Source organism: Erwinia sp. B116, from assembly GCF_002865965.1.
GTDB lineage: Bacteria > Pseudomonadota > Gammaproteobacteria > Enterobacterales > Enterobacteriaceae > Erwinia.
On record NZ_JRZZ01000017.1, the window covers coordinates 52,225 to 72,801 of the forward strand.

The 20,577-nt window shown below is 57.7% G+C and carries 24 protein-coding genes, 1 other RNA gene and 1 other annotated feature; of the genes, 12 read left to right on the top strand and 13 right to left on the bottom strand.

Translation table 11 applies throughout. From position 1 onward, the window contains the following. Positions 1-127 precede the first annotated feature (127 nt). The 4 genes from htpG to dnaX all read right to left on the bottom strand — a co-directional run bounded on the left by htpG (position 128) and on the right by dnaX (position 5,222). The gene (gene htpG / locus NV64_RS13295; RefSeq protein ID WP_101506090.1) at positions 128-2,002 is read right to left on the bottom strand and encodes a molecular chaperone HtpG; all 1,875 of its coding nucleotides are present in this window, start codon (positions 2,000-2,002) and stop codon (positions 128-130) included. A gap of 100 nt (positions 2,003-2,102) precedes the next feature. Next, on the bottom strand, positions 2,103-2,708 hold the full coding sequence (recR, locus tag NV64_RS13300) for a recombination mediator RecR (RefSeq protein ID WP_056240423.1): 606 nt from the start codon (positions 2,706-2,708) through the stop codon (positions 2,103-2,105). Continuing rightward, positions 2,708-3,037 (bottom strand): YbaB/EbfC family nucleoid-associated protein, encoded by a 330-nt coding sequence (locus tag NV64_RS13305; protein ID WP_056240426.1) that lies wholly within the window; start codon positions 3,035-3,037, stop codon positions 2,708-2,710. The genes recR and NV64_RS13305 overlap by 1 nt, the downstream gene beginning before the upstream one ends. Positions 3,038-3,089: 52 nt before the next feature. Further along, positions 3,090-5,222, bottom strand: a complete 2,133-nt coding sequence (gene dnaX, locus NV64_RS13310) for a DNA polymerase III subunit gamma/tau (RefSeq protein WP_101506091.1) — start codon at positions 5,220-5,222, stop codon at positions 3,090-3,092. Beyond that, positions 3,690-3,751: a sequence feature (DnaX frameshifting element), on the bottom strand. (Overlaps the previous gene by 62 nt.) A gap of 338 nt (positions 5,223-5,560) precedes the next feature. Between dnaX and NV64_RS13315 the strand changes: the two genes are divergently transcribed. After that, on the top strand, positions 5,561-6,097 hold the full coding sequence (locus NV64_RS13315) for a hypothetical protein (protein WP_101506092.1): 537 nt from the start codon (positions 5,561-5,563) through the stop codon (positions 6,095-6,097). 105 nt (positions 6,098-6,202) lie between these two features. On the opposite strand, the gene apt is transcribed toward NV64_RS13315, so the two are convergent. Next, a complete protein-coding gene (gene apt, locus NV64_RS13320) occupies positions 6,203-6,754 on the bottom strand; it encodes an adenine phosphoribosyltransferase (protein WP_056240440.1) in 552 nt (183 codons plus the stop codon). Positions 6,755-6,910: 156 nt separating this feature from the next. Further along, positions 6,911-7,288: a DUF454 family protein gene (locus tag NV64_RS13325; protein ID WP_101506093.1), complete on the bottom strand. Its 378-nt coding sequence runs from the start codon at positions 7,286-7,288 to the stop codon at positions 6,911-6,913. Positions 7,289-7,387: 99 nt separating this feature from the next. On the opposite strand from NV64_RS13325, the gene priC reads away from it, so the two are divergent. After that, positions 7,388-7,924, top strand: a complete 537-nt coding sequence (priC, locus tag NV64_RS13330; RefSeq protein WP_101506104.1) for a primosomal replication protein PriC — start codon at positions 7,388-7,390, stop codon at positions 7,922-7,924. A gap of 51 nt (positions 7,925-7,975) precedes the next feature. Continuing rightward, positions 7,976-8,143, top strand: a complete 168-nt coding sequence (rsmS, locus tag NV64_RS13335) for a pleiotropic regulatory protein RsmS (protein ID WP_072166442.1) — start codon at positions 7,976-7,978, stop codon at positions 8,141-8,143. A 169-nt stretch (positions 8,144-8,312) separates the two neighbouring features. On the opposite strand, the gene acrR is transcribed toward rsmS, so the two are convergent. Next, on the bottom strand, positions 8,313-8,957 hold the full coding sequence (gene acrR, locus NV64_RS13340; protein WP_056240453.1) for a multidrug efflux transporter transcriptional repressor AcrR: 645 nt from the start codon (positions 8,955-8,957) through the stop codon (positions 8,313-8,315). A gap of 138 nt (positions 8,958-9,095) precedes the next feature. Between acrR and NV64_RS13345 the strand changes: the two genes are divergently transcribed. The 4 genes from NV64_RS13345 (at position 9,096) to ykgO (ending at position 14,038) form a co-directional block, all read left to right on the top strand. Beyond that, positions 9,096-10,301, top strand: a complete 1,206-nt coding sequence (locus NV64_RS13345) for an efflux RND transporter periplasmic adaptor subunit (protein ID WP_056240456.1) — start codon at positions 9,096-9,098, stop codon at positions 10,299-10,301. Between the two features lie 16 nt (positions 10,302-10,317). After that, on the top strand, positions 10,318-13,464 hold the full coding sequence (gene acrB, locus NV64_RS13350) for a multidrug efflux RND transporter permease subunit AcrB (RefSeq protein ID WP_056240462.1): 3,147 nt from the start codon (positions 10,318-10,320) through the stop codon (positions 13,462-13,464). Between the two features lie 177 nt (positions 13,465-13,641). Beyond that, the gene (locus NV64_RS13355; RefSeq protein WP_056240465.1) at positions 13,642-13,902 is read left to right on the top strand and encodes a type B 50S ribosomal protein L31; all 261 of its coding nucleotides are present in this window, start codon (positions 13,642-13,644) and stop codon (positions 13,900-13,902) included. A 10-nt stretch (positions 13,903-13,912) separates the two neighbouring features. Continuing rightward, positions 13,913-14,038, top strand: a complete 126-nt coding sequence (ykgO, locus tag NV64_RS13360) for a type B 50S ribosomal protein L36 (protein ID WP_056240468.1) — start codon at positions 13,913-13,915, stop codon at positions 14,036-14,038. A gap of 148 nt (positions 14,039-14,186) precedes the next feature. Here ykgO and NV64_RS13365 read toward each other — a convergent pair whose 3' ends face one another. From NV64_RS13365 to NV64_RS24365, 4 genes are read right to left on the bottom strand one after another with little or no spacing between them, the layout of a single operon-like run. Beyond that, a complete protein-coding gene (locus NV64_RS13365; protein ID WP_056240471.1) occupies positions 14,187-15,065 on the bottom strand; it encodes a metal ABC transporter substrate-binding protein in 879 nt (292 codons plus the stop codon). A gap of 2 nt (positions 15,066-15,067) precedes the next feature. Beyond that, positions 15,068-15,931, bottom strand: a complete 864-nt coding sequence (locus NV64_RS13370; RefSeq protein WP_056240473.1) for a metal ABC transporter permease — start codon at positions 15,929-15,931, stop codon at positions 15,068-15,070. Then, entirely contained in the window at positions 15,928-16,617 is a 690-nt protein-coding gene (locus tag NV64_RS13375) for a metal ABC transporter ATP-binding protein (protein WP_082502388.1), read from the bottom strand. The genes NV64_RS13370 and NV64_RS13375 overlap by 4 nt, the downstream gene beginning before the upstream one ends. Then, positions 16,614-16,742 carry a hypothetical protein gene (locus NV64_RS24365; RefSeq protein ID WP_255354469.1) on the bottom strand — a complete coding sequence of 43 codons (129 nt, stop codon included), beginning with the start codon at positions 16,740-16,742 and terminating at the stop codon, positions 16,614-16,616. Before NV64_RS24365 ends, NV64_RS13375 begins: the two co-directional genes overlap by 4 nt. A 290-nt stretch (positions 16,743-17,032) precedes the next feature. On the opposite strand from NV64_RS24365, the gene NV64_RS13380 reads away from it, so the two are divergent. The 3 genes from NV64_RS13380 (at position 17,033) to NV64_RS13390 (ending at position 18,151) form a co-directional block, all read left to right on the top strand. Continuing rightward, a complete protein-coding gene (locus NV64_RS13380; RefSeq protein WP_056240476.1) occupies positions 17,033-17,386 on the top strand; it encodes a hypothetical protein in 354 nt (117 codons plus the stop codon). A 135-nt stretch (positions 17,387-17,521) separates the two neighbouring features. Then, positions 17,522-17,902: an Hha toxicity modulator TomB gene (tomB, locus tag NV64_RS13385; protein ID WP_056240478.1), complete on the top strand. Its 381-nt coding sequence runs from the start codon at positions 17,522-17,524 to the stop codon at positions 17,900-17,902. Positions 17,903-17,932: 30 nt separating this feature from the next. After that, positions 17,933-18,151 carry an HHA domain-containing protein gene (locus tag NV64_RS13390; RefSeq protein WP_056240482.1) on the top strand — a complete coding sequence of 73 codons (219 nt, stop codon included), beginning with the start codon at positions 17,933-17,935 and terminating at the stop codon, positions 18,149-18,151. A gap of 55 nt (positions 18,152-18,206) precedes the next feature. Here the strand turns inward: NV64_RS13390 and ffs are convergent. Next, positions 18,207-18,303: signal recognition particle sRNA small type (ffs, locus tag NV64_RS13395), an RNA gene on the bottom strand. A 209-nt stretch (positions 18,304-18,512) separates the two neighbouring features. Here ffs and NV64_RS13400 point away from each other — a divergent pair. Then, positions 18,513-18,827 carry an MGMT family protein gene (locus tag NV64_RS13400; protein WP_056240485.1) on the top strand — a complete coding sequence of 105 codons (315 nt, stop codon included), beginning with the start codon at positions 18,513-18,515 and terminating at the stop codon, positions 18,825-18,827. A gap of 48 nt (positions 18,828-18,875) precedes the next feature. Here the strand turns inward: NV64_RS13400 and NV64_RS13405 are convergent, their stop codons facing one another. After that, positions 18,876-19,433, bottom strand: a complete 558-nt coding sequence (locus NV64_RS13405) for a YbaY family lipoprotein (protein ID WP_056240487.1) — start codon at positions 19,431-19,433, stop codon at positions 18,876-18,878. Positions 19,434-19,657: 224 nt separating this feature from the next. Here NV64_RS13405 and tesB point away from each other — a divergent pair, with 224 nt between their 5' ends. Beyond that, complete coding sequence (gene tesB / locus NV64_RS13410) at positions 19,658-20,521, top strand: acyl-CoA thioesterase II (RefSeq protein ID WP_056240499.1); 864 nt, start codon at positions 19,658-19,660, stop codon at positions 20,519-20,521. Positions 20,522-20,577: the final 56 nt, after the last annotated feature.

A 20,577-nucleotide genomic window follows, 5' to 3' on the forward strand; every position in this document is an offset into this window, starting at 1 on the left:
GCCGCGAGGCGTCCAGAGCAGCAGGGAAAACGCTGCTGACATCAAACAGGGAGGTTGCGAAGGCATAAAAAAACCGCCGCTGAGCAGCCCCAGCGGCGGTTTTTATTGCCGACAGCGTAGCGGTCGGTTAGCCCAGCAGCAGCTGGTTCATGCGGCGGATAAACTGGTTAGGGTCATCCAGCGTGCCTTTCTCGGCTAACAGCGCCTGCTCCAGCAGCAGCTCGATCCACTCGGCGAAGCGCGCTTCATCCTGGGTATCGGCCGCGCGTTTCACCAGCGCGTGGTCCGGATTCAGCTCGAACAGGTATTTCACCTCAGGGACGTCCTGGCCCGCCGCGGCGAACAGCTTGGCCATCTGGGTGCTCATATCGCTGGCTTCGGTGGTAACGATAGCCGGGGTGTCGGTCAGACGGTGGGTCAGACGCACCTCTTTTACGCGCTCGCCCAGCAGCGTTTTCACACGCTCCACGAACGGCTCCAGCGCCTTACCGGCCTCTTTCTGCTCTTCGGTTTCGTCGTCCGCCAGCTTGTCCAGCGACTCGTCGGCCTTGCTCACCGACTGGAACGGCTTACCGTCGAACTCGGTCAGATAGCTCATCATCCATTCGTCGATGCGATCGGAGAGCAGCAGCACTTCGATGCCTTTCTTGCGGAACAGCTCCAGGTGCGGGCTGCTCTTGGCGGCGGCGTAGCTGTCAGCGGTGATGTAGTAGATTTTCTCCTGCCCTTCGACCATGCGGGTCAGGTAATCTTCCAGCGACACGGTCTGCGCCGCACCGTCGCTGCTGGTGGAGGCGAAGCGCAGCAGCTTAGCAATAGTTTCAATGTTAGCGCTGTCTTCCGCCGGGCCTTCCTTCAGCGCCAGGCCGAACTGCTGCCAGAACGACTGATACTTCTCTTCGTCATCCTTCGCCACTTTCTCCAGCATCTGCAGCGAGCGCTTAGTCAGTGCACCGCGCAGGGTCTGGGTGATACGGCTGTCCTGCAGGATTTCGCGGGAGACGTTGAGCGGCAGATCGCTGGAGTCGATCAGGCCTTTGACGAAGCGCAGGTAGTTCGGCATGAACTGCTCTGCGTCGTCCATGATAAACACGCGCTGCACGTAGAGCTTCAGGCCGTGCTTGTGATCGCGGTTCCACATGTCCCACGGCGCTTTGGCCGGGATATAGAGCAGGCTGGTGTATTCCTGCTTGCCTTCCACGCGGTTATGGCTCCAGGTCAGCGGGTCGCTGAAGTCGTGTGCCACGTGCTTGTAGAACTCTTTGTACTCGTCTTCGCTGACGTCAGACTTGTTACGCGTCCACAGCGCCTGTGCCTTGTTGATCTTCTCCCAGCTGGTGGTGTCTTCTTCTTCGTTGCGGGATTCGATCTCAACCGGCAGGGCGATGTGGTCTGAGTATTTGCTGATGATGCTGCGCACGCGCCAGGCGTCGAGGAACTCGTCTTCGCCTTCGCGCAGGTGCAGGGTGATCTCGGTGCCGCGATCGGCTTTTTCAATCTCTGCCAGGGTGTATTCGCCCTCGCCGGCGGACTCCCAGAACACGCCTTCATCCACCGCTGCACCGGCCGCGCGGGTACGCACGGTCACTTTGTCCGCCACGATAAACGCCGAGTAGAAGCCAACGCCGAACTGGCCGATCAGCTGGCTGTCTTTCGCCTGGTCTGAACCCAGTGATTCGAGGAAGGATTTGGTGCCGGATTTGGCGATGGTGCCAAGGTTTTCAATGACTTCGTCACGACGCATACCGATGCCGTTATCGCTCAGCGTCAGGGTGCGTTTTTCCTTATCAACGGAAACCCGCACGCGCAGCTCACCGTCACCCTCGTAGAGATCCGGGGTGGACAACGCGCGGAAACGCAGCTTGTCGGCGGCGTCCGAGGCGTTGGAGATCAGCTCACGCAGGAAGATTTCTTTGTTTGAATAGAGCGAGTGGATCATCAGGTGCAGCAGCTGCTTCACTTCTGACTGGAAGCCACGGGTCTCTTGTCCTTTCATGGTCATTGCTACCTCAACTAAAAACAGGTTGATGAACGTTGAGACCAGAGATGGGGACGGGAAAAAACTATTTCAAGGCGGCACGAGAGCTCGTGCCGTTGATTGTTCAGAAAATCATCTTGCGACGACCGGCCAGCGAGTGCGACAGCGTGGTGCCGTCAACCATCTCCAGTTCGCCGCCCACCGGCACGCCGTGGGCGATGCGGCTGGCTTCCACGCCATACTGCTCACACAGGCTGGCGATGTAGTTGGCGGTTGCCTCCCCTTCCACCGTCGGGTTGGTGGCGAGGATCAGTTCCTGAATCGACTCACGCTCCAGCCGCTGCTCCAGCCTGTCCAGGCCGATATCGTTCGGACCGATACCGTCCAGCGGCGACAGGTGCCCCATCAGCACAAAGTAGCGGCCGGCAAACTGCCCGGTCTGCTCAATGGCATGAATGTCGGCCGGGGTTTCCACCACACAGATCAGGCCGTTCTGCTGCCGCCGCGGGTTAGCGCAGATGGTGCAGATTTCCTGTTCGGTGAAGGTGCGGCAGTCGGCGCAGTGGCCAATTTCGGACATGGCGCGGGTCAGCGCCTGCGCCAGCCGCATGCCGCCGCTGCGGTCCCGCTGCAGCAGCTGGAACGCCATACGCTGGGCCGATTTCGGCCCAACGCCCGGCAGGCAGCGCAGCGACTCCATTAAGGCTTCAAGGAGCGGGCTGGTCTGCATCAGAACGGCATCTTGAAGCCAGGCGGCAGCTGCATACCGGAAGAGACGCCGGCCATCTTCTCTTTCTGCGCTTCGGCTACGCGGCGTGCGGCGTCGTTAAATGCTGCGGCGACCAGGTCTTCCAGCATATCTTTGTCATCTTCCAGCAGGCTCGGGTCAACTTCCACGCGACGGCAGTTGTGCGCACCGTTGATGGTGACCTTAACCAGACCGGCACCGGACTCGCCGGTCACTTCCATCGCGGCGATCTCTTCCTGCACCTGCGCCATTTTGTCCTGCATCTGCTGGGCCTGCTTCATCAGGTTGCCCAATCCGCCTTTACCAAACATAGGTTCTCTCTCTTAAGCTCAGGCCACAGCAACGTTATGCTGCTGCGGCGGGTTACACAGGACGAATACTCTCTTCATCAACGTCAGCGTCGAAGAACCGCCGCAGCGTCTGAATATGCGTATCTGCACTAATCGACTGGCGCGCCTGCGCCAGCTTCTCTTCATAAATTTTTTGCCGCCACTCCAGCGGCGTCAGCACCGCCGGATTATCATCTTCCACCACGGTTAATTCAACCGGCGCTGCGCCCGACGCGTTTAACGCGTCGCTCAGCGCCTTTTGCGCCGACGGCGAGTTCAGGTGGCGCTGGCTGGAACGCAGGTGCAGGCAGATGCCCTGCTCCGTGACCTCTTTCCAGGCGTTCAGCGCCAGCTGTTGCACCAGACGTGGCATCGGCAGCGTGGCGATCTCGGCGGCCCAGGCGTCGCGCTGCTGCGCTTCTACCGTCAGCCGGGCGATCAGCTCCGGGGTCTTTTCATGTTCCAGCGCGGTGCGCAGCGCCTTCGGCGTGGCGACCGGCGCGGCTTTGATTTCGGTCGGCGTTAAGGCCTTCCAGCGGTAGGCCTCCTCTTTTACCGGGGCAGCCTCGCTGGCGGCCTGCTGCAACCGCTGCTGACCGCGCTCGGTAACGTTAGCCAGCCGTTCCAGGGCCGAACTCGCCGGCCGCGCACTTTGCGCTGCCGGCTCACTCTTTTTTGCTTTGTTTGCTCCCTGCTGGCGCAGCAGCTGAGTGCGCGCCTGCAGTAACTGACTGGTGGTCTCCGACAGCCCGCCGGGCGGTGGCTCAGCGGGTCTGGTCTGCGCGGTGGCAGGCGGCTGGCCGTGCGCGGGCTCAGCGGGTCTGGCCTGTGCGGCAGCAGACGGCTGACCGTGCGGCGGAGCGAAATCCGCCGGGCCATCGGCCTGGTCCACGGCCGGGCCGGCCGGCCGGGTCGCTAACGGGGGGGCCGACGGCGCAGCGGATGGACGGGCGGGTGCAGCGGGTGCTGAAGCGACGCCGGACGCACGCGCAGGTGGCGCTGCCGGCGCGGAATCAGCCGCTGGCGCAGGCACCACCTGCGCGACCAGCTGCGGACGCGCCACCGGTTCGGCGATGACCGCTTTCGGGTGAAACGCCAGCGCGCGCAGCAGGGTCATCTCAACCCCCATGCGCCGATCCGGTGCCAGCGGCAGCTCTTTACGGCCCACCAACAGGGTTTGATAGAACAGCTGCACGTCGGCCGGCGGCAGCACGCGCGCCAGTTCACGCAGGCGTTGCTCAATCGCCGCCATCTCTTCACCGAGCGCCGAGGGCAGCAGCTGCACCATGGCAATGCGGTGCAGCAGGGTCAGCATCTCCACCAGCAGAGCCTCCCACTCCACGCCGCGGGCCGCCGCCTGGTTGAGCAGCGCCATCACCTGCGCGCCGTCGGCGGCGGTCAGCGCTTCAATCAGCGCCAGCGGCTGCTCATCATCCAGGGTACCGAGCATGTCGCTGACCGTGGCGGTGGTAACCTGCCCCTGCCCCATGGCGATCGCCTGATCGGTCAGGCTCAGCGCGTCACGCATGCTGCCGTCCGCGGCGCGGGCCAGCAGCTGCAGCGCGCGGGTTTCCGCCGCGATCTGCTCAGCCTGCAGCACGTGCTCCAGCTGGCCGCGGATCTGTACCTGATCGAGTGCTTTCAGATGAAACTGCAGGCACCGCGACAGGATGGTTACCGGCAGCTTCTGCGGATCGGTGGTGGCCAGCAGGAACTTAACGTGTTCCGGCGGCTCTTCCAGGGTTTTCAGCAGCGCATTGAAGCTGTGACGCGACAGCATATGCACTTCATCGATCAGATAGACTTTAAATCGGCCGCGCGCCGGTGCGTACTGCACGTTATCCAGCAGATCGCGGGTGTCTTCGACCTTGGTGCGCGAGGCGGCGTCGATCTCAATCAGGTCAACGAAGCGCCCCTGTTCGATTTCGCGACAGTTATCGCACTTGCCGCACGGCGTCGCGGTGATGCCAGTTTCACAGTTCAGCCCTTTTGCCAACAGGCGGGCAATGCTGGTTTTACCGACGCCACGGGTGCCGGAAAACAGATAAGCGTGGTGGATACGCCCCAGCGACAGGCCGTTAGCCAGTGCGGTCAGGACATGTTCCTGACCGACAACATCGGTAAACGCTTGTGGACGCCACTTGCGGGCCAGTACCTGATAGCTCATTCGGACTTCATCATTTTTTTACCCAGTTTAAGACGGATACTATAACAGAAACCCCACCTGGTCGTCGCGGTTCCTGTCACCGGCGGTGAGCCGGGCCGCAGCCGCCCGGCACGCTTGAAGGTTGCCGTAAAATAACGTCGCAGACCGGTTGATAACAAAAAAATCACATCGTGCTTATACCAATTATGAAAAGGTCCCCCTCATCGGGGATCTTTTTGCTTTATTTTCTTAAAATAATTCATCTGAAGAAAAATCACATTTAATGCAACAAAACCGCCTTAAAAACCCGCCAGATTTGCCGCCCGGCTTCATGCCTGATTTAACGATGAGACCCTCAAATGAAATTTGTCTTTACCCTTATCAGCCTGATGGTGCTGGCGCTCGGCTGGCTGTTCTGGCAGCAGAGGCACCCTGCCCCGGCGATCGCCCTGTTGGACATTGAGAAAGTAATCGCAGATTCCACGCCGGGTAAAGCCGGACGCGCGCATCTGGATAAACTGGCGCTGCATTTTCGTCAGGGGCTGCAACAGGTGCATAACGACTATCAGCAGTCGCCCGCGGCGGAACAGCAGCGGGTAATCGCTAATGCGGAGCAGATGCTCGATCAGCAGTTTGAGCGGGAGGAGCGGACGATCAGCGACGATCTAAAAAAAATCATTCTGGACGAAGCAGAGAAATGGCGGAAAAAGCACGGTGCTGGCCTGGTACTGCCCGCGCAGCTGGCACTGGCCTCTGCAGGAGAGGAGAACTGTACAGAAGAGGTGTTGCAGGCGGTCAATCAGCGTGAGATTCGCTTTGCGCGGCTACCGCAGCTCGATTTTCTGCAGCCTGAAGGGATGGCCTCTCCTCAACCACCGCTGCCCGGACGTCAATGATAGTGCCCTGGGTTCAGGTCACATCCAACACCGGGGTACCGGGCTGGCCGTTCAGCGGGCCCGCCGGGGAAAACGGGCCAGCCACAGCAGGCCCGTTAACGGATCTTAGTGACCCGGGAAGTTGACCAGACTGTAGCTCTCTACGCCCAGCGCCTTCAGGCGCGATTCACCGGTCAGGTCAAACAGGTTGATAATGAAGGCGGCGTCCTTTACTTCACCGCCGGCGCGGCGGATCAGCTTGACGGTCGCTTCAATGGTGCCGCCGGTGGCCAGCAGGTCATCCACCACCAGCACCACGTCGCCCGGCTGGATGGCATCACAGTGCAGCTCCAGCTGGTCGGTGCCGTACTCCAGCTCGTAGCTTTCGGCGAAGGTTTTACGCGGCAGTTTACCCGGCTTACGCACCGGTACAAAGCCAACGCCCAGCGCCAGCGCTACCGGAGCACCGAACAGGAAGCCGCGTGCTTCGGTGCCCACCACTTTGGTGATGCCCGCGTGACGGTAGCGATCCACCAACAGTTCAATGCTCAGCGCATACGCTTTCGGGTCTTCCAGCAGGCTGGTAACGTCACGAAACAGGATACCCGGCTTAGGGTAATCCTGGATGCTTTTGATACTGTTTTCAATAATTTCAAGCTGCTGCGCAGTCGCGGTCATAATCTTGTGCCTGGTGAATACAAATCAATTTCGCGCAGCCTCTTTCACCCTGACCGGTATCCGGCGGAGTGAAATTCAAACGTTGAGGGGAAGCCGCGCACGAAAACGACCAAATCTATGCAAATCGTCGGGCAATTGCAACCATGTCAGGCAAAATCACCGCTTTTCTTGCGATTCATCAACCACCGGCAGGCGGATCATAAATACCAGCAGGACGCAGAGCATCGCCAGCAGCAGCAGGCGCACCCACAGTATCTTCACCATCCACAGCGAAAAGGCAAAGCTCACCAGGATCACCGCAATCGCGCGCCCTTTCGACCCCGGCGGCATCGCCCGGTGCTGCTGCCAGTGGCGCAGATAGCGGCCAAACGGCGAGCGGTGCAACAGCCAGTGATGAAAACGCGGCGAGGAGCGGGCAAAACACCAGGCGGCCAGCAGCAGAAACGGCGTGGTCGGCAGCAGCGGCAGGATCACACCCAGCGTTGCCAGCGCTATCGCCAGCCAGCCAATAATCAGTAGAATATAACGTTGCATCGTTGGGCCTTAGGCATCCGGCCTGAAAATCAGCCGGCCGAACCTGAATCAGCAGAGCCATCAGCGTATCATAGCCCGCAGACTGCCATGGAGATGAAAATGAAAAGTGCAGGTTTACTGCAGCAGCTTGACGCAAAGCTGGAACAGCTTGCCCAGGCCGTTGCGCCGCACGCCACGAAAAGTACCCGCAAGGCGCGCTTTGATGAGCAGCTGTTTCACAGCCACTCCACCCGGCTGGGAGATTATCTGGCGGAGATCCGTCAGACGCTGGCACAGCTGAAGCAGAGCGTACAGGATGGTCGTGCCGAACGCGTCGCGTGGATGGCGGAGCGGGTAGTGCTGCAGATGAGCGCGCTGCAGCGCGAGCTGGCGACGATGTCTCTGCGCGGTAAGGAAACTGCGCCGGTGAACGTTAAAGAGAACCTGTATGAGAAGCTGTCTGAACACCAGGGCTATGAGCGGCGGCTGCGCGGGATGATCGCCGATCGTGAAAGCCTGCTGGCGGCGCAGGAGACGCTGGCACAGCAGCAACAGCTGCAGCGTGAGGTAGCGGCGCTGGAGGGCCGGCTGCAGCGCTGCCTGCAGGCGCTGAAACGCATTGAGCGCGCGATCGAAAACCGTGAGCGTCAGTCATAAGGGTGAAGCGTCATTTCCCTGTCACCTGATTACTGAAAAAAAGGAGAAGCGATGTCACTGGAAACCGCACCTCAAGAGGTAAGACTGGCCGTCGATTTGATTATGTTGCTGGAAGAAAACCAGATCGCACCGGCAACGGTGCTGGCGGCGCTGGAAATTGTCAAAAGAGATTTTGAGCGTAAGGTTGCTACACAGCCGTTGCTGCCGAGTGACCAATAACTGCCGGGGCTGTCAGTCAGGATTACTGCTTACGTACAGATCCTGTTCACCAGCCATATTAAGTGGATGACAGGGCCTCACTCAGGCCGGGCTGCAACCGGCTGGCGGATGCTTGTTAAAACGTTTGCTGTGTGGCCGGGGGCCAACGGGCGTTGAGCAGCCCGGCATGCTAACGGCCACCCGGCAGTTGCAGCGTCGGGCAATGCATCAGCATCTCAATCAGCGTATCCACAAGTTTCGGCACTTCAGCCGCGAGGTCGTAGCTGTCCGGCATAAACAACCAGTTTTCCATAATGCCGCTGATGTACCCACGCATTACGATCGCCGCCAGCCGGGTGTTGAGGTTGGCGGGCAGCAGCCCGGCGACAATACAGGCCTGTAAAACCTCTTCTATCTTCTCATAACACTCCAGATAGAGGTTCTGCTGCATCAGTTGCAGGGTGGTCATTTCACCGACAAACTCACACTTATGATAGATAATTTCCATCAGCGCCCGCCTGCGCGGGTCGGTGGCTGCGGCATCAAGCACATAGATAATCATTGAACGCATAACAGACAGTGGATCTGCCGGGTATTTTGCATAATACTCAAGTTCCAGCTCGGCCATCACCGACTCGGACTGCGCCCAGATTTCATTCAGTAAATCGGTTTTATTTTTAAAATGCCAGTAAATGGCACCCCGCGTAACCCCAGCGGCTGCCGCGATATCAGCGAGTGACGTTTTTGATACGCCATGTTCTGAAAAGCGCTCAATCGCCGCATCGATGATGTGATTGCGTGTTTCCTGCGCCTGCTGTTTGGTATTTCGTGCCATAGGGGTGACTTTTACAAAATGCCAGATTTACATACATTTCCGAATGTATGTACCATAGCACGACCATAATTTAAACGCAGCATGGCTTTGTGCGTTTGTGATCCACTGGACATTTGATACCGGACACGAGGTTTATTTATGAACAAAAACAGAGGGTTAACGCCTCTGGCGGCCGTTCTGATTCTCTCAGGCAGCTTAATGCTAACAGGATGTGACAATAAAAATGAGGGACAACAAGGCGGTCAGGGCCAGGCGCCTGAAGTCGGTATCGTCACGCTGAAAAGTGCTCCACTTACTATTACCACCGATCTGCCAGGCCGCACGTCGTCATTCCGCATCGCGGAAGTGCGCCCACAGGTCTCCGGTATTATTCTGAAACGTAACTTCGTTGAAGGCAGTGATATCCAGGCCGGCCAGTCACTTTATCAGATTGATCCGGCAACCTATCAGGCCGCCTACGCCAGTGCGAAAGGCGACCTCGCCCAGGCGCAGGCCAACGCACAGATTGCTGCCTTAACCGTCAAACGCTACAAGCCGCTGCTGGGCACCAAGTACATCAGTCAGCAGGATTACGATACGGCTGCGGCCACCCAGAGCCAGACTGCTGCCGCCGTTCAGGCCGCACAGGCCGCTGTGGAAACGGCACGTATTAACCTTGCGTACACCAAAGTCACCTCTCCGATTAGCGGACGCGTAGGTAAGTCATCGGTCACCGAAGGCGCCCTGGTGCAGAGCGGTCAGACCAACGCGCTGGCTACAGTACAGCAACTTGACCCGATCTACGTTGACGTCACCCAGTCCAGCGAAGAATTTATGCGCCTGCGTGATGAACTGAACGCCGGTACGCTGCAGCAGGCTAACGGCAAGGCTCAGGTCAAACTGTTGATGCAGAATGGTAACGAGTTCGCGCAGAGCGGTACATTAGAATTCTCTGATGTGACCGTCGACGAAACGACCGGTTCTATCACCCTGCGTGCCGTGTTCCCTAACCCGGATCACAGCCTGCTGCCGGGCATGTTCGTGCGTGCGCGTCTGGAAGAAGGCACCAACCCGAATGCGCTGCTGGTTCCACAGCAGGGCGTGACCCGTACCCCGACCGGCCAGGCAACGGCAATGGTGGTAGGCGCGGATAACAAGGTTGAAGTGCGTAACCTGACCGCTGACCAGGCGATTGGCGACAAGTGGCTGGTGACCGGCGGGCTGAAAGACGGTGACAAAGTGATCGTTTCCGGCCTGCAACGCGTGAAGCCAGGCGCGGCAGTCACGCCACAGGAAGTGAGCGAAGACGGCGCTAAAGCGGATGCATCCAAGCCTCAGGCGCAGTCTGAACAACCGAAGTCTTAACAGGAGCCACTGATTCATGGCTAAGTTTTTTATCGATCGCCCCATCTTTGCCTGGGTAATCGCCATCATTATTATGCTGGCGGGTGCGTTGTCGATTCTTAAACTGCCGATCGAGCAATATCCTAACGTTGCTCCACCGGCGATTGAGGTCACGGCAAACTACCCAGGTGCCGATGCAAAAACCCTGCAGGACTCGGTCACGCAGGTTATTGAACAGAACATGAACGGCATCGACGGTCTGATGTACATGAGCTCAGCCAGTGACTCCAGCGGATCGCTGCAGCTTACGCTGACCTTCGAGTCCGGGACCAACGCCGATATCGCCCAGGTGCAGGTGCAGAACAAACTGCAGCTGGCGATGACGCTGCTGCCGCAGGAAGTACAGCAACAGGGGATTCAGGTTAAAAAATCCTCCAGCAGCTTCCTGATGGTGGCCGGCTTCATCAACGATGACGGTACCATGACCCAGAATGACATCGCGGACTATGTCGGTTCGAACATTAAAGATCCGATCAGCCGCGTGCTTGGCGTGGGTGATACCCAGCTGTTTGGTTCGCAGTACGCGATGCGTATCTGGATGGATCCGCACAAGCTGAACAACTACTCGCTGACCCCGGTCGACGTGATCGCCGCAATTAATACTCAGAACGCCCAGGTGGCGGCGGGTCAGCTCGGTGGGTCACCTCCGGTTGCCGGCCAGCAGCTGAACGCCTCGATCATTGCGCAGACCCGTCTGACCTCGGCAGAAGAGTTCGGTAAGATCCTGTTGAAGGTGAACACCGACGGTTCCCGCGTGTTGCTGAAAGACGTCTCGCACATTGAGCTGGGGGGTGAAAACTACGACATTATTGCCCGTTACAATGGCAAACCGGCTTCCGGACTCGGCATCAAGCTGGCTACCGGTGCTAACGCACTGGACACCGCTGCCGCGGTGAAGGCTGAACTGACCAAACTGGAACCTTTCTTCCCGTCAGGGCTGAAGGTAGTTTACCCGTACGACACCACGCCATTCGTGCAGATCTCCATTAACGAAGTGGTGAAAACCCTCGTTGAAGCGATCGTGCTGGTGTTCCTGGTAATGTATCTGTTCCTGCAGAACTTCCGCGCTACGCTGATCCCGACCATTGCGGTACCGGTGGTACTGCTGGGCACCTTTGCCATTATCAGCGCCTTTGGTTACTCGATAAACACCCTGACCATGTTTGGTATGGTGCTGGCAATCGGGCTATTGGTTGATGACGCCATCGTGGTGGTGGAGAACGTTGAGCGTGTGATGGCCGAAGAGGGCCTGCCGCCAAAAGAAGCTACCCGTAAGTCGATGGATCAGATTCAGGGCGCGCTGGTCGGTATTGCCCTGGTGCTGTCTGCGGTATTTATCCCGATGGCCTTCTTCGGCGGCTCGACCGGGGTTATCTACCGTCAGTTCTCGATCACCATTGTTTCAGCGATGGTGCTGTCGGTGATTGTCGCCCTGGTGCTGACCCCGGCGCTCTGTGCCACCATGCTGAAGCCGATTGCTAAAGGCGACCACGGTAAAACCACCGGTTTCTTCGGCTGGTTCAACCGCATGTTTGATAAGAGTACCCATCACTATACCGATAGCGTGGGCCATATCATTCGCAGCACCGGCCGCTACCTGGTTCTCTATCTGCTGATCGTGGTGGGCATGGCGGTACTGTTTATGCGCCTGCCCTCCTCCTTCCTGCCGGAAGAAGATCAGGGTGTGTTCCTGACCATGGCCCAGCTGCCAGCGGGTGCGACGCAGGAGCGTACCCAGAAGGTGCTGGATCAGGTGACCGACTACTACCTGAACAAAGAAAAAGCCACCGTAAACTCCGTGTTTACCGTAAACGGCTTTGGCTTCGCGGGTCGTGGTCAGAACACCGGTATCGCCTTTGTCAGCCTGAAACCGTGGGAAGACCGACCAGGTGCCGAGAATAAAGTCCCGGCGATTGCCGGACGGGCATTTGGTGCGCTGTCGTCGATCCGCGATGCGATGGTGATTCCGTTCAACCTGCCGGCGATTATCGAGCTGGGCACGGCGACCGGTTTCGACTTCCAGCTGGTCGACCAGGGTGGCCTTGGCCATGAGAAGCTGACCGCAGCGCGTAACCAGCTGCTGGGCATGATTGCCGAGCATCCGGATACGCTGGTCGGCGTGCGTCCGAACGGTCTGGAAGATACGCCACAGTACAAACTGACTATCGATCAGGAAAAAGCGCAGGCGATGGGGGTATCGCTGTCCGATATTAACACCACGCTGCGTTCGACTTGGGGTGGTTCGTACGTTAATGACTTTATTGACCGCGGCCGCGTGAAAAAAGTCTACGTGATGGGTGAAGCGCCGTACCGTATGCTGCCGAAAGATATCGGTAACTGGTATGTCCGCTCCAGCAGCGGTGAGATGGTCTCCTTCGATACCTTCGCCACCGGTAAGTGGATCTACGGTTCTCCGCGTCTGGAACGCTATAACGGCCTGCCTTCAATGGAGCTGTTAGGCCAGCCGGGCCCGGGCAAGAGCTCCGGCGATGCCATGAACCTGATGGAGCAACTGGCCGGCAAACTGCCTACCGGTATCGGCTACCAGTGGACCGGTATGTCCTATCAGGAACGCCTGTCCGGTAACCAGGCTCCGGCGCTGTATGCCATCTCGCTGATTGTGGTATTCCTGTGCCTGGCAGCGCTGTACGAGAGCTGGTCGATTCCGTTCTCGGTGATGCTGGTGGTACCGCTCGGGGTAGTTGGTGCGCTGATCTTTACCACGCTGCGTGGCCTGAGTAACGACGTCTACTTCGTGGTCGGGCTACTCACCACCATAGGGCTATCGGCGAAGAACGCCATCCTGATCGTCGAGTTCGCCAAGGACCTGATGGAGAAGGAAGGTAAAGGTCTGGTTGAGGCGACGCTGGAAGCCGTGCGTATGCGCCTGCGTCCGATCCTGATGACCTCACTGGCGTTTATCCTCGGGGTACTGCCGCTGACCATCAGCACCGGCGCCGGCTCTGGCGCGCAGAACGCCGTCGGTACTGGCGTAATGGGCGGGATGGTGACCGCGACCGTGCTGGCGATCTTCTTCGTGCCAGTGTTCTTTGTGGTGGTTCGCCGCCGCTTTAGCAAGAATAAAGAAGACATTGAGCACAGCCATCCGGTGAAGCATCCGTAACCGTTGTCCGTCGCTTTGACTGAGAGGCCGCTTTTGCGGCCTCTTTTTTTTGGCCCGAAAACAGCGGTCTTTTTTGTCGTGCAGGGTAAATACGCCGATGACGAGGGGTTGCAATTACCTGTCGGGCGGCGCATACTATTGTTATAGTATAACATAACACACAATGTGGAGTGACCAATGAAACAGGGTATCCATCCTGCCTACCGCCAGGTGGTGTTCCATGACACCACCGCCGATGCTTACTTCGTGGTGGGTTCCACCATTAAAACTGACCGTACCGTCCAGCACGACGGTAAAGAGATGCCCTACGTGCCGCTGGACGTCTCTTCCGCCTCACATGTTTACTACACCGGTAAACAGAAAGAGTTTGCTAAAGAAGGCAGCGCCGCACGCTTCAGCCAGCGGTTTGGCGGTTTTCTTGGCGCGATGAAAAAATAAGGATCCGATCATGCAGGTATTAAGTTCTCTGGCTTCGGCCAAAAAGCGCCACAAAGATTGCAAAATCGTCCGCCGCCACGGCCGCGTATTTGTGATCTGCAAAAGTAACCCACGCTTTAAAGCGGTACAGGGTTAAAAAACAACGTTGATTGCAAAGCCATGTCGTCATCGCAAAGGGGGAAGCGTAAGCTTCCCCCTTTTTTTATGGGGCAGACGAGGCAGGTTCAGGCAACGGGGAGGCTTTCCGATCAAACAGGGGCGGCCTTCTGAGCCGCCCTCTGCGCTTACTTCATGCCCGCGACCATAGCATTGACGTTGTGCTTAAACGCCGCCACATAGCTGTCGGCTTTTCCTCCTTTTTCGCTCAGGGCTTCAGGATAGAGCTCGCCGCCGGACTTCGCCCCGGTCGCCGACGCGATCTGCTGCACCAGACGCGGATCGGTCTGGTTCTCGATAAAGTAGGTGTGAATATGCTCTTTCTTCAGCTGGGTAATCAGCCCGGCCACGTCAGACGCGCTGGCTTCAGATTCAGTAGAGAAGCCCACCGGGGAGAGGAAGCTGACGCCGTAGCGCTGGCCGAAGTAGCCAAACGCATCGTGGCTGGTCAGCACCTTACGTTGCTGCTGCGGCACCGCGGCCAGCGTCTGCTGCGCCCAGCTGTCCAGCTGTTGCAGTTGCTGAATATAGGCCTGCCCGCTTTTACGGATCGCCGCCGCATCGTCCGGATCGGCGGCAATCAGGGCGTTCATCACGTTAGTCGCGTAGACAACGCCGTTTTGCATGCTGTTCCAGGCGTGGGGATCGGTGATGGTCTGGCCATCCTCTTCCATTTTTCGCGTATCAATCCCGGTTGATGCCACCAGCGTCCTGCCTTTATAGCCTGAGGCGTTAATCAGGCGATCCATCCACCCTTCCAGCCCCAGCCCACTGACCACCACTAAATCAGCGCGCGCCAGCGCCTGGCTGTCCTTCGGCGTCGGTTCGAAGCTGTGCGGATCGCCGTTCGGGCCGACCAGGCTCTTCACCGCCACGTGTTCACCGCCGACGTTTTTTACGATGTCCGCCAGCACGGTAAAGCTGGCGACCACCTGCACGGTTTTCGCCATCACGCCCGGGGCAATTAACGCTGCAGACAGCGCCATCACGATTGGTAATTTTTTCATGTTTACTCCTTTGCCTTAAACAGGATACCGCGCGCGGTCAGAATGCCGCCGCAGGGTCCAAATAAAATGGAAATAAAGAACAGCAGCGCCGCCCCCAGCACCACCGCCGGGCCGGCAGGTAAAGAGAGCCAGAATGAGGCATACAGACCGCCGATGCTGGCGGTGACCGCCAGCATCATGGCGGCGGCCAGGGTACCGGAGAGATGACGGCTCCAGAAACGGGCGCTGGCCGCCGGTAACATCATCAGCCCTACGCTCATCAGGGTGCCCAGCACCTGGAAACCGGCCACCAGATTAATCACCACCAGCAGCAGAAAAACGCCATGTACCAGCGCCGGAGTCCAGCGCCCCTGCGCCCGCAGAAAGGTCGGATCAAACACGTCAATCACCAGCGGGCGGTAGATCAGCGCCAGCGCCAGCAGCGTCAAGCTGCTGATGCCGCTGACCAGTTCGATGGAGGGGGTATCAACCGCCAGCAGGGAACCAAACAGCACGTGCAGCAGGTCAACGCTGGAGCCGCGTAGCGAGACCAGGGTGACGCCCAGCGCCAGCGATCCCAGGTAAAACCCGGCAAAGCTGGCATCTTCACGCAGCGGGGTAAAGCGGCTAACCGCGCCGGAGAGCAGCGCTACCGTCAGTCCGGCAATCGCGCCCCCCACGCCCATCGCCACCAGCGACAGCCCGGAGATCAGGTAGCCAATAGCGGCACCGGGTAGCACCGCGTGCGACAACGCGTCGCCGACCAGGCTCATACGTCGCAGCAGCAGAAAGACACCAAGCGGCGTGGCGCTGAGTGACAGGGCCACGCAGGCGACCAGCGCGCGGCGCATAAACCCGAACTCGATGAACGGCTGGATCAGCATCATGCGCAGGCCCCTCCGCGCGCCACCGGGCGTACACCGCTGCTGCCGTCATCGCGGCTGCGCCATTCGCCGCGATCGCTATGCAGCCTCAACACCTGCGGAAAATGCTCAGCCACGGTTGCCATATCATGCAGCACCACGATCAGCGTACATCCCGCGCGGTGGCGCTCGGCCAGCAGCGTCAGCAGCAGGGCGACGGTGTCGCTGTCGACGCCGCTGAAGGGTTCATCCAGCAACAGCAGTTCGGCATCCTGGATCAGCAGACGGGCAAACAGTATCCGCTGCAGTTGTCCCCCGGAAAGCGTCGCCGGTGACGCTCCGGCAAACGCGGTCATTCTGACCTGCTGCAGCGCCTGCATCACCTGCTCACGCTGTGCGCGGCTGATGCCGCCAAACCAGCCGCAGCGATGCCAGAACCCCATGGCCACCAGGTCGAAAACGGTTAAGGGCACGCTTTTTTCGATGTCGGCCTGCTGTGGCAGCCAGGCAATCTGCGGACGGGAACCGGTAAAGTTCAGAGAACCGCTGACCGGCGGCAGCATGCCGCACAGCGTTTTCAGCAGCGATGACTTGCCGCTGCCGTTAGCGCCGACCAGCGCGGTCATACTTCCGCGGATAAACTCACCGCTCAACGCCGGCGCAACTGCCTGACGCTGGTAGCCCACCATCAGACTGTTTAAGAGAATCACTGGGCGCCCGCCCAACGGGTCGCCAGCACCAGCACCAGAACAACGATCAACATCATTACGGCGCGAGCCCAGGCCGGGGCGCTGAGTAGCGTGCCGAAACGCATAAAGAAAGGGGGTCGGTTCATGTCAGAGTCAGATTAATATGTTATAACATAACAATAATGTACGCCCTTGTGGGACGCGGAGGAAAGATAAAAATGTATCCAGTTATTTCATTGCGTCTGCTACGATGCCGAATGGAGTAGTATTAACTCTATTCAAGTAAGTGAATAATCCCCCACAAAAATCGCCAGGCCGCAGCCGATAATCGAGTGTTAAATCATTAAGATAGGCTGGCACCGAGCCGACAATGCTCAGGATATTGCCAAATTAAACGTCGAGGGGTATTAGTAAAAATTAACCTTCAGGAGGGAAAATGCACAGAACTTTACCATTAGAATATCGTCAAACCCCAAGAACCCCGCTAGAATTAAAGCAGGAAATCGAACAGATTATTCCCAAAATTGAGAACGATTTGATCGGTTCACTTGCATGGTATTCATCTGATGCGCATTATGTTCCAAATAGTATAAAAATTATTTCGCTGGAACCGATCGACCAGACGCGATATAAAATGAATTACAGCTTTCGCTGGAACCTGTTTAACGGCTGTCTCGATATTGATGCAGAGGAATTGACCAACTTTTCGGTCAACGTTACCTGCCAGGCGAATGCGATGACCTTTGATTTTATCGACGACGATCGCAGCACGATGTCTGAAGAACTGTAATGATTCGTGTTTTGTTCAACCTTTTAATGCTGTTGTTTCAGCCGCATTAAAAATGCAGTAATTATCACTTCCTGCCATAACCTGTTTAAAAGCTCTGTTAAACGGCATGTTTCGCTCGCTGCGGAGGGGAAAACGATGGACGAATACTCACCGAAAAGGCATGATATTGCCCAGCTGAAATTCTTATGTGAAAACCTGTACGATGAAAGCATGGCAACATTGGGTGACAGTCATCACGGCTGGGTTAATGATCCCACTTCAGCAACCAATTTACAGCTTAACGAGCTGATTGAACATATTGCTGCATTTACAGTGAATTACAAAATCAAGCATGTGGAAGAGCATCTTCTGATTAGTCAGATTGATGAGTTTCTCGACGATACCTTTATGTTGTTCAGCAACTATGGCATTAATGTTCAGGATTTGCAGCGCTGGCAAAAATCGGCTAAACGACTGTTAAGCATTTTTGCAGAAGACGCAGCAGCCGGCCAGATACAACCTAGCCACTCTTTCTAGCAACTCCCTACTCTTTTTTACGGTTTAATAATGACTGACAAAATGTTAACAAAAACTGATTATCTGATGCGTCTGCGACGCTGCCGTTCGATTGATACGCTGGAACGCGTGATTGAAAAGAACAAGTACGAATTAACGGACGATGAACTGGCGGTATTTTATTCAGCGGCTGACCATCGTCTGGCTGAACTCACCATGAATAAGCTGTACGACAAAATACCCGTCGCGGTATGGAAGTTTGTTCGCTGAGGCGGACGCCAGGCAGAGAGTGACAACAGGCTGGCAAGGCAGAATTGGGTGGGGGCCCTGCCAGCTACATCCCGGCACACGCGTCATCTGTTACGGCTGCTTCCTTCCGGACCTGACCGAGTTCACAAATTAGCATTGCGGGAGAACCAACAGGGCCCCCATTGAGTGCCCCGGATAACCGAAGCGCAGGCATTATCAATGATACCCCCGGCAATTGCAAGCCAGCCCCGGATGACCGTTGTTTTCTTGCGCAATTAACCGCGATTCATCCTTAGGTTGCGCGTTATTACTTCAGGGTAGCCTGGCGTAGCCGCAGGCGATGGTTTATCGTTGCTGTTGTTTCCACCATGAGAATCGTGTCATGACCGCCCCCCACGACAGCTTTCAACACCGTGTCTATCAAATTGTGGCCGCTATTCCTTTCGGCCGGGTGACAACCTACGGTGAGATTGCCCATCTGGCCGGATCCCCGCGCGCTGCGCGTCAGGTCGGTGGCGTGCTGAAACGTTTGCCTGCAGGCAGTAAACTCCCCTGGTACCGCGTGGTTAACCGCAATGGCGCCATTTCGCTGGCAGGTGACGACCTCAACCGGCAGCGCCAGGCACTAATGGAGGAAGGCGTTGAGGTATCGGCGGACGGTATTATTGATTTGCACCGCTTCCGCTGGCAGCCATAAAAAAACGCCCCATCAGGGGCGTTGCAATAAGGCGTTAGCCGCGATGGATTACAGCGATGTCGGGGCCGGAACGGCGGACGACGGGGTCAGCATGGTCGGGGAAGTCGTTGGCACGGTGGACGTCGCCCCACTCTGGGTGTTGACAGGTACGGACGGCACCGGAACCAGCGTCAGATCCTGACGGGTGCCACCGCTGGTGATCACCTGCTTCACGTTGTCGGTGATAAATACCATTTTACCGTCAACGGTGACCGCAGCACTCAGCAGAATGCGCGCGTTAGGCTGGATCTCCGCCGGGTTAAACGGCAGTACAAACTGGAACGGGGCCTGTTTGCCATCCGTACGGTTAACCTGCTGTGAGAGCACCTTAGACGGTGCATCCGCCAGCGACGCGTCCGACAGGGTTACGGTAAGCACCGCGTTCGGCGGCAGCGCAATCTTTTGGCGGATCCACACCGTACCGCTCACGTTAGGCTGTTGAATTGCCGTCTGCTGTCCCTGAACCTGAGATCCCAGCGTCGGTGTTGCAATATCCCTGCTTTTATCTGCACAACCCGCGATAGCCGCGACCAGCGCAGCGGTGCTAACTACATGCCAGAGTTTCATTGATAGTTTCTCCTTAAATCAATGCCTGCGGCGCATACTGCCGCGTGAAAACAGATCATAGCTGTTCTTCTGAATTTAATTCTGGCACAAGTTGCTGAAAATTTCCTGGAGACCTCCCGTTTGTTACATTTCACTCAGGACCGCCAATTGCCACAAACAATCGTTGACGCTAACTGGTCGGATCTCGCAAACTGTCAGCGATCCGACTACTGAGGAAGCCGTCTATGAGCCTGGCGTTACAAAATCTGTTAAATCTGCTGAATCTGGAAAGCCTGGAAGAAGGGTTGTTCCGCGGGCAAAGTGAAGATCTGGGTCTGCGCCAGGTATTCGGTGGCCAGGTGGTCGGACAGGCGCTGTACGCGGCCAAGCAGACCGTGCCGCCCGAACGCAGCATCCACTCGTTTCACAGCTATTTTCTGCGCCCCGGCGACAGCCAGAAGGCAATAATCTACGATGTGGAAAACCTGCGTGACGGGCAGAGTTTTAGCGCCCGCCGGGTGAAAGCCGTGCAGAACGGCAAACCGATCTTCTATATGACCGCCTCGTTCCAGGGGCCGGAAAGCGGTTTCGAGCATCAGAAAACCATGCCTGTGGTTAGCGGCCCGGACAACCTGCCCTCCGAGCATGAGATTGCTACCCGTCTGGCGCATCTGATCCCGGCCAGCATGCGCGATAAATTCCTCGCGGAGAAGCCGTTCGAGATCCGTCCGGTGACCTTCCATAATCCGCTGCAGGGGCATGTGGATGAACCGGTACGCCAGCTGTGGATCCGCGCCAACGGCCCGATGCCGCAGGACAGCCGCATCCATCAATACCTGCTTGGCTATGTGTCGGATTCCAACTTCCTGCCGGTTTCCCTCCAGCCGCATGGCAAAGGCTTCCTGGAGCCGGGTATGCAGGTGGCCACCATCGATCACTCAATGTGGTTCCACCGGCCTTTCGATCTCAACGACTGGCTGCTGTACAGCATTGAGAGTACCTCCGCTTCCGCCGCCCGCGGGTTTGTGCGCGGAGAATTCTACAATCAGCAGGGCACGCTGGTTGCCTCAACCGTGCAGGAGGGCGTGATCCGCCAGCGCCAGCCGTAAAGCAAAAAAAAGGCGGGCCACTCGGCCCGCCGTCATGCTTATTATTTTAGCGCACT

What these genes read in the sequence shown, in the direction of transcription:
- NV64_RS24365 (WP_255354469.1), bottom strand. Translation starts at nt 16,742, where the DNA reads ATGAACCGACCCCCTTTCTTTATGCGTTTCGGCACGCTACTCAGCGCC.
- NV64_RS13405 (WP_056240487.1), bottom strand. Translation starts at nt 19,433, where the DNA reads ATGAAACTCTGGCATGTAGTTAGCACCGCTGCGCTGGTCGCGGCTATC.
- dnaX (WP_101506091.1), bottom strand. Translation starts at nt 5,222, where the DNA reads ATGAGCTATCAGGTACTGGCCCGCAAGTGGCGTCCACAAGCGTTTACC.
- apt (WP_056240440.1), bottom strand. Translation starts at nt 6,754, where the DNA reads ATGACCGCGACTGCGCAGCAGCTTGAAATTATTGAAAACAGTATCAAA.
- acrR (WP_056240453.1), bottom strand. Translation starts at nt 8,957, where the DNA reads ATGGCACGAAATACCAAACAGCAGGCGCAGGAAACACGCAATCACATC.
- tomB (WP_056240478.1), top strand. Translation starts at nt 17,522, where the DNA reads ATGGACGAATACTCACCGAAAAGGCATGATATTGCCCAGCTGAAATTC.
- htpG (WP_101506090.1), bottom strand. Translation starts at nt 2,002, where the DNA reads ATGACCATGAAAGGACAAGAGACCCGTGGCTTCCAGTCAGAAGTGAAG.
- priC (WP_101506104.1), top strand. Translation starts at nt 7,388, where the DNA reads ATGAAAAGTGCAGGTTTACTGCAGCAGCTTGACGCAAAGCTGGAACAG.
- NV64_RS13365 (WP_056240471.1), bottom strand. Translation starts at nt 15,065, where the DNA reads ATGAAAAAATTACCAATCGTGATGGCGCTGTCTGCAGCGTTAATTGCC.
- NV64_RS13370 (WP_056240473.1), bottom strand. Translation starts at nt 15,931, where the DNA reads ATGATGCTGATCCAGCCGTTCATCGAGTTCGGGTTTATGCGCCGCGCG.
- recR (WP_056240423.1), bottom strand. Translation starts at nt 2,708, where the DNA reads ATGCAGACCAGCCCGCTCCTTGAAGCCTTAATGGAGTCGCTGCGCTGC.
- acrB (WP_056240462.1), top strand. Translation starts at nt 10,318, where the DNA reads ATGGCTAAGTTTTTTATCGATCGCCCCATCTTTGCCTGGGTAATCGCC.
- rsmS (WP_072166442.1), top strand. Translation starts at nt 7,976, where the DNA reads ATGTCACTGGAAACCGCACCTCAAGAGGTAAGACTGGCCGTCGATTTG.
- tesB (WP_056240499.1), top strand. Translation starts at nt 19,658, where the DNA reads ATGAGCCTGGCGTTACAAAATCTGTTAAATCTGCTGAATCTGGAAAGC.
- ykgO (WP_056240468.1), top strand. Translation starts at nt 13,913, where the DNA reads ATGCAGGTATTAAGTTCTCTGGCTTCGGCCAAAAAGCGCCACAAAGAT.
- NV64_RS13390 (WP_056240482.1), top strand. Translation starts at nt 17,933, where the DNA reads ATGACTGACAAAATGTTAACAAAAACTGATTATCTGATGCGTCTGCGA.
- NV64_RS13325 (WP_101506093.1), bottom strand. Translation starts at nt 7,288, where the DNA reads ATGCAACGTTATATTCTACTGATTATTGGCTGGCTGGCGATAGCGCTG.
- NV64_RS13380 (WP_056240476.1), top strand. Translation starts at nt 17,033, where the DNA reads ATGCACAGAACTTTACCATTAGAATATCGTCAAACCCCAAGAACCCCG.
- NV64_RS13400 (WP_056240485.1), top strand. Translation starts at nt 18,513, where the DNA reads ATGACCGCCCCCCACGACAGCTTTCAACACCGTGTCTATCAAATTGTG.
- NV64_RS13315 (WP_101506092.1), top strand. Translation starts at nt 5,561, where the DNA reads ATGAAATTTGTCTTTACCCTTATCAGCCTGATGGTGCTGGCGCTCGGC.
- NV64_RS13355 (WP_056240465.1), top strand. Translation starts at nt 13,642, where the DNA reads ATGAAACAGGGTATCCATCCTGCCTACCGCCAGGTGGTGTTCCATGAC.
- NV64_RS13345 (WP_056240456.1), top strand. Translation starts at nt 9,096, where the DNA reads ATGAACAAAAACAGAGGGTTAACGCCTCTGGCGGCCGTTCTGATTCTC.
- NV64_RS13305 (WP_056240426.1), bottom strand. Translation starts at nt 3,037, where the DNA reads ATGTTTGGTAAAGGCGGATTGGGCAACCTGATGAAGCAGGCCCAGCAG.